This window comes from Burkholderia sp. BCC1208, from assembly GCF_902833095.1.
Taxonomy (GTDB): Bacteria; Pseudomonadota; Gammaproteobacteria; order Burkholderiales; family Burkholderiaceae; genus Burkholderia.
In genome coordinates this window covers 340562-355884 of sequence record NZ_CADFDY010000003.1, presented here as the reverse complement: position 1 = coordinate 355884, position 15323 = coordinate 340562, and the positions used below count along the sequence as shown (strand labels likewise).

Here is a 15323-nt window from a genome sequence, read left to right as displayed (position 1 = left end):
ATGCCTTGCGACGACGGTGACCGCGATGCTCTATCCCGAACTTTACAGGTCGCTCGAAGCTGTCCGCTGGGACATGGAGAAGGACATTCCGTGGGACAGGTTCGACGCTTCGTTGCTCACCGACGAGCAGGCGAAGACGATCAAGATGAACGCGATCACCGAATGGTCGGCGCTGCCCGCGACGGAAATGTTCCTGCGCGACAACCAGCACGACAGCGACTTTTCCGCGTTCATGAGCGTGTGGTTCTTCGAGGAGCAGAAGCATTCGCTCGTGCTGATGGAATACCTGCGCCGCTTCAAGCCGGAGATGGTGCCGACCGAAGAGGAGCTGCACGCGGTGCGCTTCCAGTTCGATCCGGCGCCGCCGCTCGAGACGCTGATGCTGCACTTCTGCGGCGAAATCCGCCTGAACCACTGGTACCGCTGCGCGGCCGACTGGCATACCGAGCCCGTCATCAAGCAGATCTACGAAACGATTTCGCGCGACGAGGCGCGTCATGGCGGCGCGTACCTGCGCTACATGAAGAAAGCGCTGAACAACTGCGGTGACGTCGCACGCGCCGCATTCGCGAAGATCGGCGTGCTGATGGCCTCGGCGCGCCGCACCGAGAAGCCGCTGCACCCGACCAACCTGCACGTGAACCAGGCGCTGTTCCCGCGCGACACGGTGCAGTCGCGCCTGCCGGATCCGGAATGGCTCGAGCGCTGGCTCGACGAGCAGATCCGGTTCGACGGCGAGTGGGAGAAGAAGGTCGTCGAGCGGATTCTGCACAACCTGTCGATCCTGTTCGAGCGCACGTTCGCGACCGCGCAGGAGCTGAACCGCTACCGCCGCGAAGTGACGCCGCGGACGAATGGCGCGGCGGACGGTCCGTAGCGATCGACACGTATTGCCGTCGCGCGTTTCGGGCCGGATTCCGGCCGACAGGCGAACCCGCTGCACGCTGACCGGCACTGCCGGCCGGCGGATTATTCATTTCCGGACATAATCCGTTCATCAATTACTCGAACCGCATGGCAAGAACGAATTTCATCCGTTTAGTATTTTTTAATAAACACGGAATTCCGGATTTAAATGGCATTTTGCGTGTATGTTGCAGACTGTTTGTGTTTCGCAATCCGGAAAATAAAATGAAAAAGTCGGCTGATTGAAATCGAATTGTAGGCCTCGGGCGCTGCCTCTGCCATGGCGGCGTAATCGTCGCAATGACGCCGAATTTGGCCCGTAATCGACTGTTTTTACGAGAATTTAACAACCATCCTGGTACGCTCGATTCGTTCGCATATTAATTTACAAAATCACTACTTGATAATGTTGGTGTAAGAATATCGACACGACGAAAATTGATAGATAAATACAAGTGTCACGATTGAAAATAAGAATGATATGCATCCATGCTTCAATATAAAATCGTTTCCGAATCCAAATGGGAGAAACGAATCAGGGGAGACGAAAGGCAACTTGCCTGTCGATGGGTGCAACTTTGAGGCGGCGGTATGGCTAATGTGAGATTGGCAAAGCGATTGAGAAGTTTGCCTTCGCTGGATTTCCTGAGAGGCTTCGAATGCGCGGCGCGCCATTTGAGCTTCACGCGTGCGGGGCAGGAGCTCAACGTCACGCAATCGGCCGTGAGTCGGCAGGTCAAGGCGCTCGAGGAGCAGCTTCGGATCGAGCTTTTTCATCGGCACATTCGTTCGCTGACGCTGACCGACAAGGGACGCGAGCTGTACGACGCGATTTCGTTCGCGTTGTCCGACCTGGAATCGGTGGTCGGCAAGCTGTCGTCGAGTGTCGGCCAGCGCGCCATTTCGTTGTCGACCACCGTTTCGTTCGCCGCGCTGTGGCTGATTCCGCGCCTCGGTTCGTTCCGCGCCAGCTATCCGGACATCGACGTGCGCGTGTCCGCAACGAGCGAAATTGAAGATCTTAAACGCAAACGTTTGCACCTGGCCGTGCGTTATGCCGGCCCGTATACGTCGACCGACGATACGGACGTGCTGTTTCGCGAGCGTGTCGTGGCGGTGTGCAGCCCGAGTTTGATGACGGCGGTGGGCGACGCCGCGTCGATGAAGCCGGCCGACCTCGACAAGCACGTGCTGCTGCATCTCGACGATCCGCGCGGCGAATGGCCCTGGCACGGGTGGAGCCATTTGCTGAAGGAGCTGGGCGTGCCGCGGCTGCGGCCGGCCGGCGCGCTGCACTTCAGCCAGTACGATCAACTGGTCCAGGCCGCGGTCGACGGGCACGGCATCGCGATCGGCAGGCGGCCGCTGGTCGACGGGCTGTTGAAGCAGGGGCGGCTCGTCGAGCTGTTCCCGCACTGCACCGTAGCATCGGGCAGCTACGTGCTCGTGCAGAACCCCGATGCGTGCAACGAATTCGACATCGCGGTGCTGACCAACTGGCTGCTCGAACAAGCGTGTCATCCGCTCGCGACGGAGCCGGACACGCCCGGCAGCAACGTGCTGCCGATGTATCGCGTCGGATGACGCGTCGGGTAACGCGGCGCGGCGAGAGCGTCATGCGCGCCGTCATGCGCGATACCTGCAACCTGTGCGATGATGCGCCGCTTCGCGTTCGTCGCAGAACGCCGCCGACCGCGGCACCCGTTTCCGGGTCACCGCCGAGTCCTGACATTCCGGAGACAGCATGCCCGCACACAGCATCCAAGGCAGTACCCTGCATTACCACGATCACGGCGCCGGTTTTCCGGTGCTGCTCGGGCACAGCTATCTGTGGGACGCGACGATGTGGGCGCCGCAGATCGACGCATTGTCGCGCCGGTATCGCGTGATCGTGCCGGACCTGTGGGGGCATGGCGAATCGGGCGTGCTGCCGGACGGCACGCACACGCTCGACGATCTCGCCGCGCATGCGAGCGCGCTGCTCGACGCGCTGGAAATCGAACGGTGCGCGATCGTCGGGCTCAGCGTCGGCGGCATGTGGGGCGCACGGCTCGCGCTGCGCGAGCCGCAGCGCGTGCGCTCGCTCGTGATCATGGACGCGTCGCTCGAGGCCGAACCCGATGCGACGCGCATGCGCTATTTCGCGATGCTCGATGCGATCGAGGCCGCGGGCCGCATCGCGCCGCCGCTGCTCGACGCGATCGTGCCGTTGTTCTTCCGGCCGGATGTCAATCTCGACGATCCGGTGCCGACGGCGTTTCGCCATGCGCTCGCGAACCTGCCCGCCGACCGGCTGCGGCAATCGATCGCGCCGCTCGGCCGGCTGATCTTCGGCCGCCCCGACACGCTGCCGGCACTGGCCGAACTCGATGCCGCACGCACATTGCTGATGTGCGGCGCGGGCGACATGGCGCGCCCGCCGTCGGAAACCGTGAAGACGGCGAGCGTGATCGGCTGCGAGCATGTGCTGGTGCCGGACGCAGGCCATATCTCGAACCTGGAAAATCCCGCGTTCGTCACGCGCACGCTGCTCGACTGGTTCGACACGCAGCAACTGCCGTCGAACTGACGGTCACGCGAACGGCGACACGCGCGCAGGCCGCGCGGCGCCGCATCGACCCGCGTCACGCACGCTCGCTGACCGGCGTGAACTCCCGGTCGCGCACACGCGCTCCGTCGGCACCGCCGCGCACGAGGCTCAGCGCTTCCGCGCGGCTCGCCACGCACGGCCCGGAGCCGGGCAGCGGCTGGCGCGCGGTCTCGCGCAGCGCAAGCACCGACACGATGCCGATGAACGACGCGCCCATCAGGTAGTACGCGGGCATCATCAGGTCGCCGGTGCGATCGACCAGCCATGCGGCGACGAGCGGCGTCGTGCCGCCGAACAGCGACACCGACACGTTGAAGCCGATCGCGAGCGCGCCGTAGCGGATGCGCGTAGGGAAGAGGGCAGGCAGCGCCGACGGCATCACGCCCGTGAACGTCGACAGCAGGATGCCGTAGATCAGCATCCCGCCGAAGATCGGCAGCATGCCGCCGGTGCGGATCAGCATCAGCGCCGGCACCGAGAGCGCGAGCAGGCCCACGCAGCCGGCCATCATCACCGGCTTGCGGCCGACCTTGTCCGACAGGTGCCCGGCGTACAGCGTCATCGGCATCATCAGCACCATCACGAGCAGCACCATGAAGAGCCCGTGCGATTCGCGAACGTGCAGCGTCGCCGACAGGTAGCTCGGCAGGTACGACAGCGCCATGTAGTCGGTCACGTTGAAGATCAGCACGAGGCCGACGCATTGCAGCAGCGGCCTCCACTGTTCGACGAGCAGCGTCGCGAAGCGCTGCTTCGGCCGCGCGCGTTCGTCCGCTTCGCGTGCTTCGGCCTCTTTCCTGAACGCCGGGGTTTCCTCGAGCTTGAGCCGCACGTAGAGGCCCACGAGGCCGAGCGGGCCGGCGATGAAGAACGGTACGCGCCAGCCCCACGACAACAGCGCGTCCTGCGACAGCGTGGCCGTCAACAGCGCGACCGTGGCCGCGCCGAGCGTATAGCCGATCAGCGTGCCGAACTCGAGGAAGCTGCCCATGAAGCCGCGGCGCTTGTCGGTCGAGAACTCGGCGATGAAGGTGGCGGCGCCGCCGTATTCGCCGCCGGTCGAGAAGCCCTGCACGAGGCGGGCGACGAGCAGCAACACGGGCGCCATGATGCCGATCGACGCATAGCTCGGGATCAGGCCGATCGCGAAGGTGCCGGCGGCCATCATGATCATCGTGGCGGCGAGCACGCGCTGGCGGCCGATACGGTCGCCGAGCGGGCCGAACACCATGCCGCCGAGCGGGCGCACGAGGAACGCGGCCGCGAACGTGCCGAAGGTGGCGAGCAACTGCGCGGACGGGCTGCTGGACGGGAAGAACACCTTGCCGAGCGTGACGGCGATATAGCTGTAGACGCCGAAGTCGAACCATTCCATCGCATTGCCGAACGCCATGGCGCCGACCGCGCGCTTGACGACGGCAGGGTCGACGATCGTGATGTCATCCAGCTTGACGGACTTGCGCGAAGACCGGGCTTTCGCGGGGTGCGCTTGCGACGGGCTCAATGAACTCTCCTGGAATTGCCTTGGCAGCCGGCCGGCGGGAATGAAGCGGGGGCGTGCGGACCGACGGACAGCGAAGGCGGATGTCTCGGGGGTGCCTCGATGCCGGTGGCGTGGCGCGCGCAGCGGACGACACCGGGCAGGTGTGTTGTGCGAACCAGTTTAGAGAAACGGGGGCGAGCGGCTATCGGTCATGCGCCTGGAAACCGGTGGTAAACGACACGCCGGGGAAGCGGCCCCGATTGCGCCCCGTCGGGCCGCGGCGCGGCGTGGACGCTCATCTCGCCATTCGCCGGCTCGCGGACACCAGCAACGCCACGAACGCCGCTTCGTCCGCACGCAGGCCGCGCGGCGTGCGTCGGACCGCCAGCGCGGCGAGCGTACCGGCCTCGAACGCGTCGAGCACCGCCGGATGGATGTAGCAGCGCCGGCACACGGCCGGCGTGTTGCGCAGCAGCTCGGCCACCGCGCGCACGGTCTCGACGATCTGCTTGCGGGCGTGCGTGACGCCGCGATGCTCCACGCGCCGCAACAACCCGAGCGCATGCACGCTGCCGGCCCAGGTCCGGTAATCCTTCGCGGTGAAATCGGCGCCGCCGGCCTCGCGCAGGTAGTCGTTCACGTCGGACGACCCGACCGGATGGCGTGCGCCGTCGTCGTCCACATACTGGAACAGCTCGTGACCGGGCAGTTCCGCGCACCGTCGCACGATGCGCGCGACCCGCGCATCGTCGACCGTCACGTCGTGCTCGATCCCGCTCTTGCCGGCGAAGCGCAGCCGCACCTGGCCGGGCTGGATCTTCAGATGGCGCTTGCGCAGCGTCGTCAGCCCGTACGAGCCGTTTTCGCGCGCATATTCGGCGTTGCCGATCCGCGCGAGCGTCGTGTCGAGCAAGCGGACGATGGTTGCCACGACCTTGTCGCGCGGCATGCCCGGCAACGCCAGATCGCGGGTGACGCGCGCGCGGATGCGCGGCAGCGCCCGCGCGAACGCGGCCATCCGCGCGTACTTGTTCGCATCGCGGGTCGCGCGCCACTGCGGGTGATAGCGATACTGCTTGCGGCCGCGCGCATCGCGGCCCGTTGCCTGAAGATGACCGCGCGGGTCCATGCAGATCCAGACGTCGGTGTACGCGGGCGGAATCGCAAGCGCGTCGATGCGGGCGATTTCGTCGGCATCGCGAACCCGCGCACCGTCCGGCCCGTAATACGCGAAGCCGTTGCGCAGCCGCCGGCGCGTATAGCCCGGGCGACGGTCGTCGACATGGCGCAGCGGCCCGGCGGCGCCCGAAGCGGGCTGCTTCATGTCGGAAGGCGCCGGCCGGCGGCGACGTCGGCGCGCGGCGACCCACGTTCACGGGCAGCGATCATGTTTGTCTCCTTTGGGTTCGCGTGAAGGGCGGCCGCCCGGCATGGGGTGCGAACCGCCATTGCGACGGAGCAAGAACCGTGCGCCGCCTCCGCGCGGGCGATTCCGTGGTTAGGTGTTTATACGTATGCCGATTCCGGTATCGCCTCAATCCAATATTTCATTGGAAGGTTATCGGACTTGTTCCTAGACTGATGCGGGGCATGTATGCCGCGCCGACCGGACATGCCGGCCGGCGCAGCCCGATCCGCGCCAGCGCCACGCAGAAACACAACAGCGCCGCGGCACACAACGACATCATCGGAGACGGACCATGACATTCATCAGGAAGCTGGCGGCCACCGCGATCGTCGCGGCGACGGCGGTGTTGGCCACCGGCGCGCACGCGCAGCAAAAGCCGATCACGCTCGGGTTCTCGCAGGTCGGTGCGGAAAGCGCATGGCGCACCGCGAACACCGTATCGGTGAAGGGCGCGGCGAAGGACGCCGGCATCAACCTGAAGTTTTCCGACGCGCAGCAGAAGCAGGAGAACCAGATTCGCGCGATCCGCTCGTTCATCGCGCAGAAGGTCGACGTGATCGCGTTCTCGCCGGTCGTGGAATCGGGCTGGGAGCCCGTGCTGACCGAAGCGAAGGCCGCGCATATCCCGGTGATCCTGACCGACCGCGCGGTCGACGTGAAGGATCCGTCGCTGTTCGTGACGATGATCGGCTCCGACTTCCTCGAGGAAGGGCGGCGCGCCGGCCACTGGATGGAAGAGCATTACAAGAACGACCCGGGTCCGATCAACATCGTCGAGCTGCAGGGCACGGTCGGCTCCGCGCCGGCCAACGACCGCCGCGCGGGCCTGCTCGAAGTGATCAAGAACAATCCGAAATTCAAGGTGATCGCGTCGCAGAGCGGCGACTTCACGCTCGCCGGCGGCAAGCAGGTGATGGAAGCGTTCGCGAAGACCTACGGCAAGCAGATCAACGTCGTCTACGCGCACAACGACGACATGGCGCTCGGCGCGATCCAGGCGATGGAAGAGGCCGGAATCAAGCCCGGCAAGGACGTGAGCGTCGTGTCGTTCGACGCGACCAAGGGCGGCTTCCAGGCGATGATCGCGGGCAAGATCAACGTCGACGTCGAATGCAGCCCGCTGCTCGGCCCGCAACTGATGAGCGCGGTGAAGGACGTCGTCGCCGGCAAGCCGCTGCCCAAGCGCATCGTGACCAACGAAACGGTGTTCCCGATGAACGTCGCGGCGCAGGTGCTGCCGACCCGGAAGTACTGACCTGTCCGCACGGGCGGCGGCCTGCCGGCCACCGCCCGGCGACGTTTCGAGGAGGATGCATGGAGCGTGCGCCGGTGGTCGAGATGATCGGCATCGACAAGTCGTTTCCGGGTGTCAGCGCGCTGCAGCGCGTGGATTTCCGGCTGTTTCCGGGCGAGATCCACGCGCTGATGGGCCAGAACGGCGCCGGCAAGTCGACGCTGATCAACGTGCTCACCGGCGTGCATGCGCACGATGCGGGCGAGATTCGCGTCGGCGGCCAGCCCGTGCGCTTTGCCGCGCCGCGCGAGGCCGAGGCGGCCGGGATTCAGACGCTGTATCAGGAAGTGAACCTCTGCGCGAACCTGTCGGTCGCGGAGAACATCTTCGCGGGCCGGCAGCCGATGCGGCGCGGCGTGATCGACTGGAACACGATCCATGCGCGCGCGCGGGCGGCGCTGGCCGATCTCGACCTGTCGCTCGACGTCACGCGCTCGCTCGACGCGTATCCGATCGCGGTGCAGCAGATGGTCGCGATCGCGCGTGCGGTGTCGGTCGACGCACGCGTGCTGATTCTCGACGAACCGACCTCGAGCCTCGACGACGGCGAGGTCGCGCGGCTGTTCGACGTGTTGCGCCGGCTGAAGGCGTCGGGCATCGCGATCCTGTTCGTCACGCATTTTCTCGAGCAGACCTATGCGGTGTCCGACCGGATCACCGTGATGCGCAACGGCGAGCGCGAAGGCGAGTACCTGGCGCGCGACCTGCCGGTCGACGTGCTGGTCGCGAAGATGACCGGCCGCGAGCGCATGTCCGACACGCTGCAGGCCGGCGCCGCGGCGGTCGAGCGTACCGCCGCGGCCGCCGCGCCGTTCCTGTCGATGCAGCGGGTCGGCCGGCGCGGAATGATGAGCGCGCTCGATCTCGACGTGCGCCCCGGCGAGATCGTCGGGCTGGCCGGGCTGCTCGGCTCGGGCCGCACCGAAACCGCGCAGCTGGCGTTCGCCGCGGCGCGCCCGGATACCGGCGCGATCGAGATCGACGGCGCGCGCAGGCGGCTCGCGTCGCCGCACGATGCGGTCCGCAACGGCATCGCGTACTGCCCGGAAGACCGCAAGAAGGAAGGCATCGTCGCCGCGCTGTCGATCCGCGAGAACATCGTCCTCGCGCTCCAGGCGCGGCGCGGCTGGTGGCGGCTGATCGGGCGCGCGCGCCAGCGCGAGATCGCCGACACGTATATCGCCCGGCTCGGCATCAAGGCACGCGACGCCGAGCAGCCGATCGGGCTGCTGTCGGGCGGCAACCAGCAGAAGGTGCTGCTCGCGCGCTGGCTCGCGACGGACCCGAAGCTGCTGATTCTCGACGAGCCGACGCGCGGCATCGACGTCGCCGCGAAGTTCGACATCATGGAGCGCGTGCTCGCGCTGTGCGCGCAGGGGCTGGCGATCCTGTTCATTTCGTCGGAGATCGGCGAGGTCGTACGCGTGAGCCACCGGATCGCGGTGCTGCGCGACCGGCGCAAGGTCGCGGAGCTGACCGGCGCCGATGCGTCCGAGGAGCAGGTTTACCGGCTGATCGCGGGAGGCCAGTCATGACGTGGTTGCGCACGCTGTTTCGTCATTCGCTCGCGTGGCCGGTGCTGACGCTCGCGCTGCTGTTCGCGCTGGACGTCGCGCATCGTCCCGGCTTCCTGTCGATCGTGCTGCTCGACGGCCACCTGTTCGGCGCGCCGATCGACATCCTGAACCGCGCGGCGCCGCTCGTGATCGTGTCGCTCGGGATGACGCTCGTGATCGCGACGCGCGGGATCGACATCTCGGTCGGCGCGATCGTCGCGATCGCCGGCGCGGCCGCGGCGATCGTGCTCGAGGCGGACCCGTCGCGGGTCGGCACGGCGCTGGCCGCCGCGCTCGGCGTCGGGCTGCTGGCCGGTGCGTGGAACGGGCTGCTCGTCGCCTTCGTCGGGATGCAGCCGATCATCGCGACGCTGATCCTGATGGTGGCCGGGCGCGGCGTCGCGCAACTGCTGACGGGCGGCCAGATCATCCCGATCGGCGCGCCGGGCTACCTCGCGCTCGGCGGCGGCTACCTCGCGACCGTGCCGTGCGCGGTGTGGATCGCGCTTGCGACGATCGGCGCGACCGCGCTGCTGGTGAACCGCACGGCGCTCGGGCTGTTCATTCGCGCGATCGGCGTGAATCCGGTGGCGACGCGGCTCGTCGGGCTGCGCTCGGGCGCGGTCGTGTTCGGCGTGTATCTGTGCTCGGGCGTGATGTCGGCGCTCGCGGGCATCCTCGCGAGCTCGAACGTGCGCAGCGCCGACGGCAACAACGCGGGACTGCTGCTCGAACTCGACGCGATTCTCGCCGTCACGCTCGGCGGCACGTCGCTGCTCGGCGGCCGCTTCAGTCTCGCCGGCTCGGTGCTCGGTGCGCTGATCATCCAGACGCTCACCTACACGACCTATTCGATCGGCGTGCCGCCGGAGGCGACGCTCGTCGTCAAGGCGGTCGTCGTGATCGTCGTGACGCTGATCCAGTCCGACGCGGCGCGTGCGCTGCTCGTCCGGCACGCGTCGCGGCTGCTGCCTTCCGCGCGATCGCGCGCCACCACCACCGGAGCGACGCCGCGATGAACCGTTTCCTTGGCCGGCTCGCCGATCCGCGCACTCTGCCGATCGTCGTGACGATCGTGCTGTTCGTCGTGCTGTTCGGCTTCGGGTCCGTGATGTACACGGGCTTTTTCTCGATGCAGGTGCTGACCGGGCTGCTCGTCGACAATGCGTTCCTGCTGATCGTCGCGATCGGGATGACGTTCGTGATCGTGTCGGGCGGGATCGACCTGTCGGTCGGCTCGGTCGTTGCGCTGACGACGATCTTCTGCGCGGTCGGCGCCGAACGGCTGCACTGGCCCGTGTGGGTGATCGTGCCGCTCGTGCTCGCGTTCGGCGCGCTGTACGGCGCGGCGATGGGCGCGCTGATCCATTATTTCCGGTTGCAGCCGTTCATCGTCACGCTCGCCGGGATGTTTCTCGCGCGCGGCGCGTGCTTCCTGATCACGACGCAGTCGATCACGATCAACGAGCCGGCGTTCCATGCGATCGCGGGCATCAGCGTGCCGGTCGGCGGCGGCATGCTGAGCGCCGGTGCGCTGATCGCGCTCGCGACGCTGGCCGTCGCGATCTACGTCGCGCATTTCACGCGCTTCGGCCGCAACGTGTATGCGGTCGGCGGCAACGAACGCTCGGCGCTGCTGATGGGCTTGCCGGTCGCGCGCACGAAGATCGGCGTCTACGCGCTGAGCGGCTTCTGTTCGGCGCTCGGCGGCGTGGTGTTTACGCTCTACGTGCTGTCGGGTTACGGGCTGCAGGCGCAGGGGATGGAGCTCGACGCGATCGCCGCGACCGTGATCGGCGGGACGCTGCTCACGGGCGGCGTGGGCTACGTGATCGGCTCGGTGTTCGGGGTCGGCATCCTCGGCACGATCCAGGTGCTGATCACGTTCGACGGCACGCTGAGTTCGTGGTGGACGCGGATCGTGATCGGCGCGCTGCTGTGCGTGTTCTGCGTGCTGCAGCGGGTCATCGAGCGGCACGCGACGCGGCGCCGCACCGGCGGCACGGGGCTCGGCGCGCAGCGGCCGACGCATGCCGCCGCGCCCGCGCGGCCGGCGCCGCCCGAAGAGGACATCGCGCTGGTATCGACGATGCGGCGGTCGTAGGGGATTCCTTCCCCCTTGCGCGACCGACAGCGCGGGCGAACCGCGGTGGAATGATGCACGCGGCCGCATGCCGGCCGCATGCGGCGCGGCGCCGTCAGGCCGGGCCGGCGGCGTCCGCCTCGGTGTCGAACGACGTATCCGCGACGCGCGTGCGTTTCAGCGAGCCGGCCAGTTTTTCGATCGCGGGCAGATCCAGCGCATCGAGGTGCTCGCGCATTTCCTGCACGAACGGCGCATGGTCGGGCTCGTCCGCATACTGGCCGAGCCATTCCTCGATATCGGTCAGCCGGCCTTCGCCGGCGAGCACGATCAGCTCGGCGAGCGCATCGGCGGGCGGGCTGCGCATCGCAAGCGGGGCGCTGGCCGGTTCCGCTTCGTCGTCGGAACGAAACCGCCTGATGAGCCCCGACACCGGCGCGAGCGCATGACCGAGGGCCGGCGCGGCGACCGCGAACGAGAACGTCGTGCCGCTCCCCGGCTGGCTCGCGACGGCCAGCTCGCCGTCCATCGCGGCGACGATGCGCTGCGCGATGAACAGGCCCAGCCCGGTGCCGCCGTTCACCGCCTGCACCTGCTGGTACGCGCGGAAGATGTCGGTGGTCTCGGTGATGTCGATGCCGATGCCCGTATCGGCGACCTCGAACAGCAGGCGCCATGCATGGCCTTCGCGCGATGCGTGAACCGACAGCGTGACCGTGCCGTTGCGCGTGAATTTCGATGCGTTGGACAGCAGGTTCAGCAGCACCTGTTGCAGCCGGATGCCGTCGATCAGCACCGTGCGCGGCAGCGGCGTGACGGGCCGATAGATGAACCGGTTGTCCTGCTGCGCGCACAGCGCGAGCGCGTAGTGGCCGATGTCGTCCAGCAGCCCGGGCAGGTCGGTGCGGTCGGGCGCGACGCCGAGCGGGTGGAGTTCGGCCTTCGTGAACGCGAGCAATTCGTCGATCAGCGCGAGCTGGTAGCGGATGCTGCGGTCGATCGACCGGATCAGCCGCGCCTGGCTGCGCGTCGCGCCTTGCAGCAGCAGCTTCGCATAGCCGTTGATCGTCGACAGCGGCGCGCGCAGGTCGTGACTGACGTAGCCGAGCGTCTCGATCTTCTGCTGCATGTGCGTTTTCGACTGCTGCAATGCGTCGTTGAGCGCGACCGTGCGCCGCGCGACCTCGTCGCGCAGCCGATCCTGCTCGGTGAGCTGCCAGTGTTCGAGCCGCTTGCGTGCCTCGGTGCGCTGACGGCCCACGTGGTGAATCCACGCGGCCAGCACGAGCAGGTGCGTCGCGAGCCCGATGATCGCGATGACCGGGTTCGGATAGACGTCGGACCGGATCCACGACAGCACGGGTGGCAATGCATCGCGGCCGTCGAGCATGCGGATCAGGATGTTGAACGTCGCGAACGCGACCGCGATCAGCATCACGCGCGCCGTCGGCGTGCGCCGGATCACGAGCATCAGCGCCATGCTGATGTTCACGATCGCGAGCACGGTGTTCAGCCACAGGCAGAACCAGGCGAAGGTCGCCAGATCGCCGAACGCCGCGCCGGTTATCCCCGCGCATTCGAGCGCGAGAAACACCACGTACACCGCGCGCATCGGCATCTTCGCCTTTTCGCGATGCGAGACCATCAGGATGAAGACGATGAAGCACGCGACCGACAGATACGCGAAGATCGTTTCGCCGCGCGTCGACCACTCGCGCGCGCCCGGCGCCAGGAGCATCGCGAGATAGCCGCGGTACGCGGCTTCGAACAGCGCGGTGTTCAGGGTCAGTGCGGCCAGCGTGTGGAACACGCCGCTGCGCGAGAAAAAGCCGATCAGCAGCGCGCACCAGACGAGTGCAAGCAGCCCGCCGAAGAACCCGAAGTTCCACATCGACGCGTGCAGTTCCTGCGCGATCCACGCGTCGCGGGTGAACGCGACCGGCGCAAGGCGCATTTCCTTGCGCGACGTGATGCGGATCAGCACGGGGAGCTGTTCGCCCGCACGCAGCGTGACGTCGAGGGTCGGGTAGCGCGACGGCGCGTCGCGCGCGTCGCCGCGGTCGGTCGGGAAGCTGCGCTCGAGCATCCATTGGCCGTGCCGGTCGACATAGAAGTCGGCCCGGTCGACGCGCGCATCGCGAATCGCCAGCACCAGCGGGCGCGTGTCGCTGTCGCGGTTGATCAGCGTCGCGCGGACCCACCAGGCCGAGCGCGAAAACGTCACGTTGAATGCAGTGCGGGCCGTGGCGGCCGGGTGAAGCGACGGCTCGGCGAGCCGGGCGGCGACCTCGTCGACGGACAGCGTCGTGCCGGTGTCTTCGAAAACCGCTACGGCTTCGAGTTGCGCGGGATTCGGCGTCGTCGCGGCACGGGCCGTCGCGCACGTGACGGCCAGCGCCGCCAGAAGCAGGAGCAACGTGCGACATCCCGCCGCCCATGCCGCGTAGTGCCTACGCATCGCCGTGGCGCCCCTCCGGTGCGGCCGGTGAGTCGACCGCGTGGCGCTGGCGCCGCCAGTCGGACGGCGTGATGCCGAAGCGTTCGCGGAACGCCGTCGCGAAATTGCCGGGTGTGGAAAAGCCGATTTCCTCCGCGATGTCGCCGATCCCCATCGACGTTTCCGACAGGAAGTGCATCGCGGCGCGCAGCCGCGTGTCGCGCAGGTACTCGAATACGGTCTGGCCGAGATGGTCGCGGAATGCGCGCGACAGCCGTTTTTCGTGCGTGCCGACCTGCTTCGCGAGATCCTCGAGGGCCGGTGGATGGCGCAAGTCGCGCAGCAGCACGTCGCTTGCCGCGCGCACCAGCGCCGCGTCGCGGTTGTCGGGCAGTTCGGGCAGGTGCGCGAACGGCTGGCTGCGTCGCACGCGCTTCAGGTGATTGCGGATTCGCGCGATGACTTCCGCCGGTTCGAACGGCTTGACGATGTAGTCGATCGCGCCCGTTTCGAGCCCCGCGATGCGATCCTCGAGATCGCCGGCGGCCGTCAGGATGATCACCGGAATGGATTGCGTCGATGGGGTGGACGCCAGCAGCCGGCTCGCGGCGAAACCGTCCATGCGCGGCATGCGGACGTCCATCAGGATCAGATCGGGCGCGATGGCCTGCGCACGGTGATAGGCCTGCAGCCCGTCGAACGCGACGCTGATCCGGCACTGGGCGGTGCGCAGGATCTCGGTCAGGAGTCGCAGGTCGTTCGGGCGGTCGTCGACGATAAGAATATGGGCGCCGGCGAGATCCGGCGTGGTGCGTGGCGACGCCGAACTGGACAAGCGGGATGACATGGTTGCGAACGCGTTGGAGGGGAGTGGCCTGTCAGGTCGGAGGCATCGCAATCTGAACGATTGTTGCAAAAAATTATATGCCGACAATAGTGTCGAAGGTGGGATTCCGTGCGGCGCGTGTGGGCTTGTCGCATCGGCATCGCGGGTGCGCGGAGGTCTGGTCCGTTCTTCCGGAAAACAAGTCGGAAAAATATGCCGAATCGATTTGTGAAATTACGGTCTTTATTTCCGGTTAAATGATTTCAAGAATGGAAATGGCCCGGATGATGAATTTATGCTCTCGGTGTCGAAATCCGATGACGAGGATGTAAATCGAATTCTCCGATTACTTGCCGGTCGACTAAATTCGATGTAATCCCGGCGTGCATTCATGTTTCCGGAAAATCGGATTTCCTGCAAATGTGTATGAATGTAAATACCGTCCGCTCCGGAAAAGTATTTGTCCGCTCAGGAAAAGGTTTGTTTGGACGAATGTCGGCACACTAGCTCCAGCGCGGCTGGAATCGGTTCTCTGGATGCTTCCGGCTGCCGTAAAGATTGCTGTCGCCGTTGCTTTCCGGGTAGCCAATTTTCAATGTCACATTGAATGATGGTATTCCCGGATAATGAGAAGGCGGTAACAAAAGAATAGAGGGCACGAGGGTAATGCAAACGTCATAATTCGCGAGAATTTTCGATATACAAGATGAGTCGCGAAATGACGGGACGGGGCTGGGTTT

The 15323-nt window shown here is 66.4% G+C and carries 11 protein-coding genes; 7 read left to right on the top strand and 4 right to left on the bottom strand.

The genetic code is table 11. The annotated features are described in order from the left end of the window. Positions 1 to 16: 16 nt before the first annotated feature. From HWX09_RS09150 to HWX09_RS09140, 3 genes are all read left to right on the top strand, one after another. The gene (locus HWX09_RS09150; protein WP_089502478.1) at positions 17 to 877 is read left to right on the top strand and encodes a diiron oxygenase; all 861 of its coding nucleotides are present in this window, start codon (positions 17 to 19) and stop codon (positions 875 to 877) included. 620 nt (positions 878 to 1497) lie between these two features. Continuing rightward, on the top strand, positions 1498 to 2490 hold the full coding sequence (locus HWX09_RS09145) for a LysR substrate-binding domain-containing protein (RefSeq protein WP_027786457.1): 993 nt from the start codon (positions 1498 to 1500) through the stop codon (positions 2488 to 2490). 160 nt (positions 2491 to 2650) lie between these two features. Next, positions 2651 to 3475: an alpha/beta fold hydrolase gene (locus HWX09_RS09140; RefSeq protein ID WP_027786458.1), complete on the top strand. Its 825-nt coding sequence runs from the start codon at positions 2651 to 2653 to the stop codon at positions 3473 to 3475. 55 nt (positions 3476 to 3530) lie between these two features. Here the strand turns inward: HWX09_RS09140 and proP are convergent, their stop codons facing one another. Both proP and HWX09_RS09130 read right to left on the bottom strand, forming a co-directional pair. Beyond that, the gene (gene proP / locus HWX09_RS09135) at positions 3531 to 5000 is read right to left on the bottom strand and encodes a glycine betaine/L-proline transporter ProP (RefSeq protein WP_027786459.1); all 1470 of its coding nucleotides are present in this window, start codon (positions 4998 to 5000) and stop codon (positions 3531 to 3533) included. 274 nt (positions 5001 to 5274) lie between these two features. Further along, positions 5275 to 6303, bottom strand: a complete 1029-nt coding sequence (locus HWX09_RS09130) for a DNA topoisomerase IB (protein ID WP_027786460.1) — start codon at positions 6301 to 6303, stop codon at positions 5275 to 5277. Between the two features lie 376 nt (positions 6304 to 6679). Here HWX09_RS09130 and HWX09_RS09125 point away from each other — a divergent pair, with 376 nt between their 5' ends. Genes HWX09_RS09125 through yjfF form a run of 4 tightly spaced genes read left to right on the top strand, consistent with a single transcriptional unit; the run spans position 6680 to position 11341 of the window. Continuing rightward, a complete protein-coding gene (locus HWX09_RS09125; RefSeq protein ID WP_027786461.1) occupies positions 6680 to 7642 on the top strand; it encodes an ABC transporter substrate-binding protein in 963 nt (320 codons plus the stop codon). Positions 7643 to 7701: 59 nt separating this feature from the next. Further along, entirely contained in the window at positions 7702 to 9216 is a 1515-nt protein-coding gene (locus tag HWX09_RS09120) for a sugar ABC transporter ATP-binding protein (protein WP_027786462.1), read from the top strand. Next, positions 9213 to 10256: an ABC transporter permease gene (locus HWX09_RS09115; RefSeq protein ID WP_027786463.1), complete on the top strand. Its 1044-nt coding sequence runs from the start codon at positions 9213 to 9215 to the stop codon at positions 10254 to 10256. The genes HWX09_RS09120 and HWX09_RS09115 overlap by 4 nt, the downstream gene beginning before the upstream one ends. Then, positions 10253 to 11341 (top strand): galactofuranose ABC transporter, permease protein YjfF, encoded by a 1089-nt coding sequence (yjfF, locus tag HWX09_RS09110; RefSeq protein WP_027786464.1) that lies wholly within the window; start codon positions 10253 to 10255, stop codon positions 11339 to 11341. The genes HWX09_RS09115 and yjfF overlap by 4 nt, the downstream gene beginning before the upstream one ends. 94 nt (positions 11342 to 11435) lie before the next feature. Here the strand turns inward: yjfF and HWX09_RS09105 are convergent, their stop codons facing one another. Continuing rightward, a complete protein-coding gene (locus tag HWX09_RS09105) occupies positions 11436 to 13778 on the bottom strand; it encodes a sensor histidine kinase (RefSeq protein WP_027786465.1) in 2343 nt (780 codons plus the stop codon). Next, positions 13771 to 14604, bottom strand: coding sequence for a response regulator (locus tag HWX09_RS09100; protein WP_027786466.1), 834 nt, complete (start codon positions 14602 to 14604; stop codon positions 13771 to 13773). The genes HWX09_RS09105 and HWX09_RS09100 overlap by 8 nt, the downstream gene beginning before the upstream one ends. Positions 14605 to 15323 lie beyond the last annotated feature (719 nt).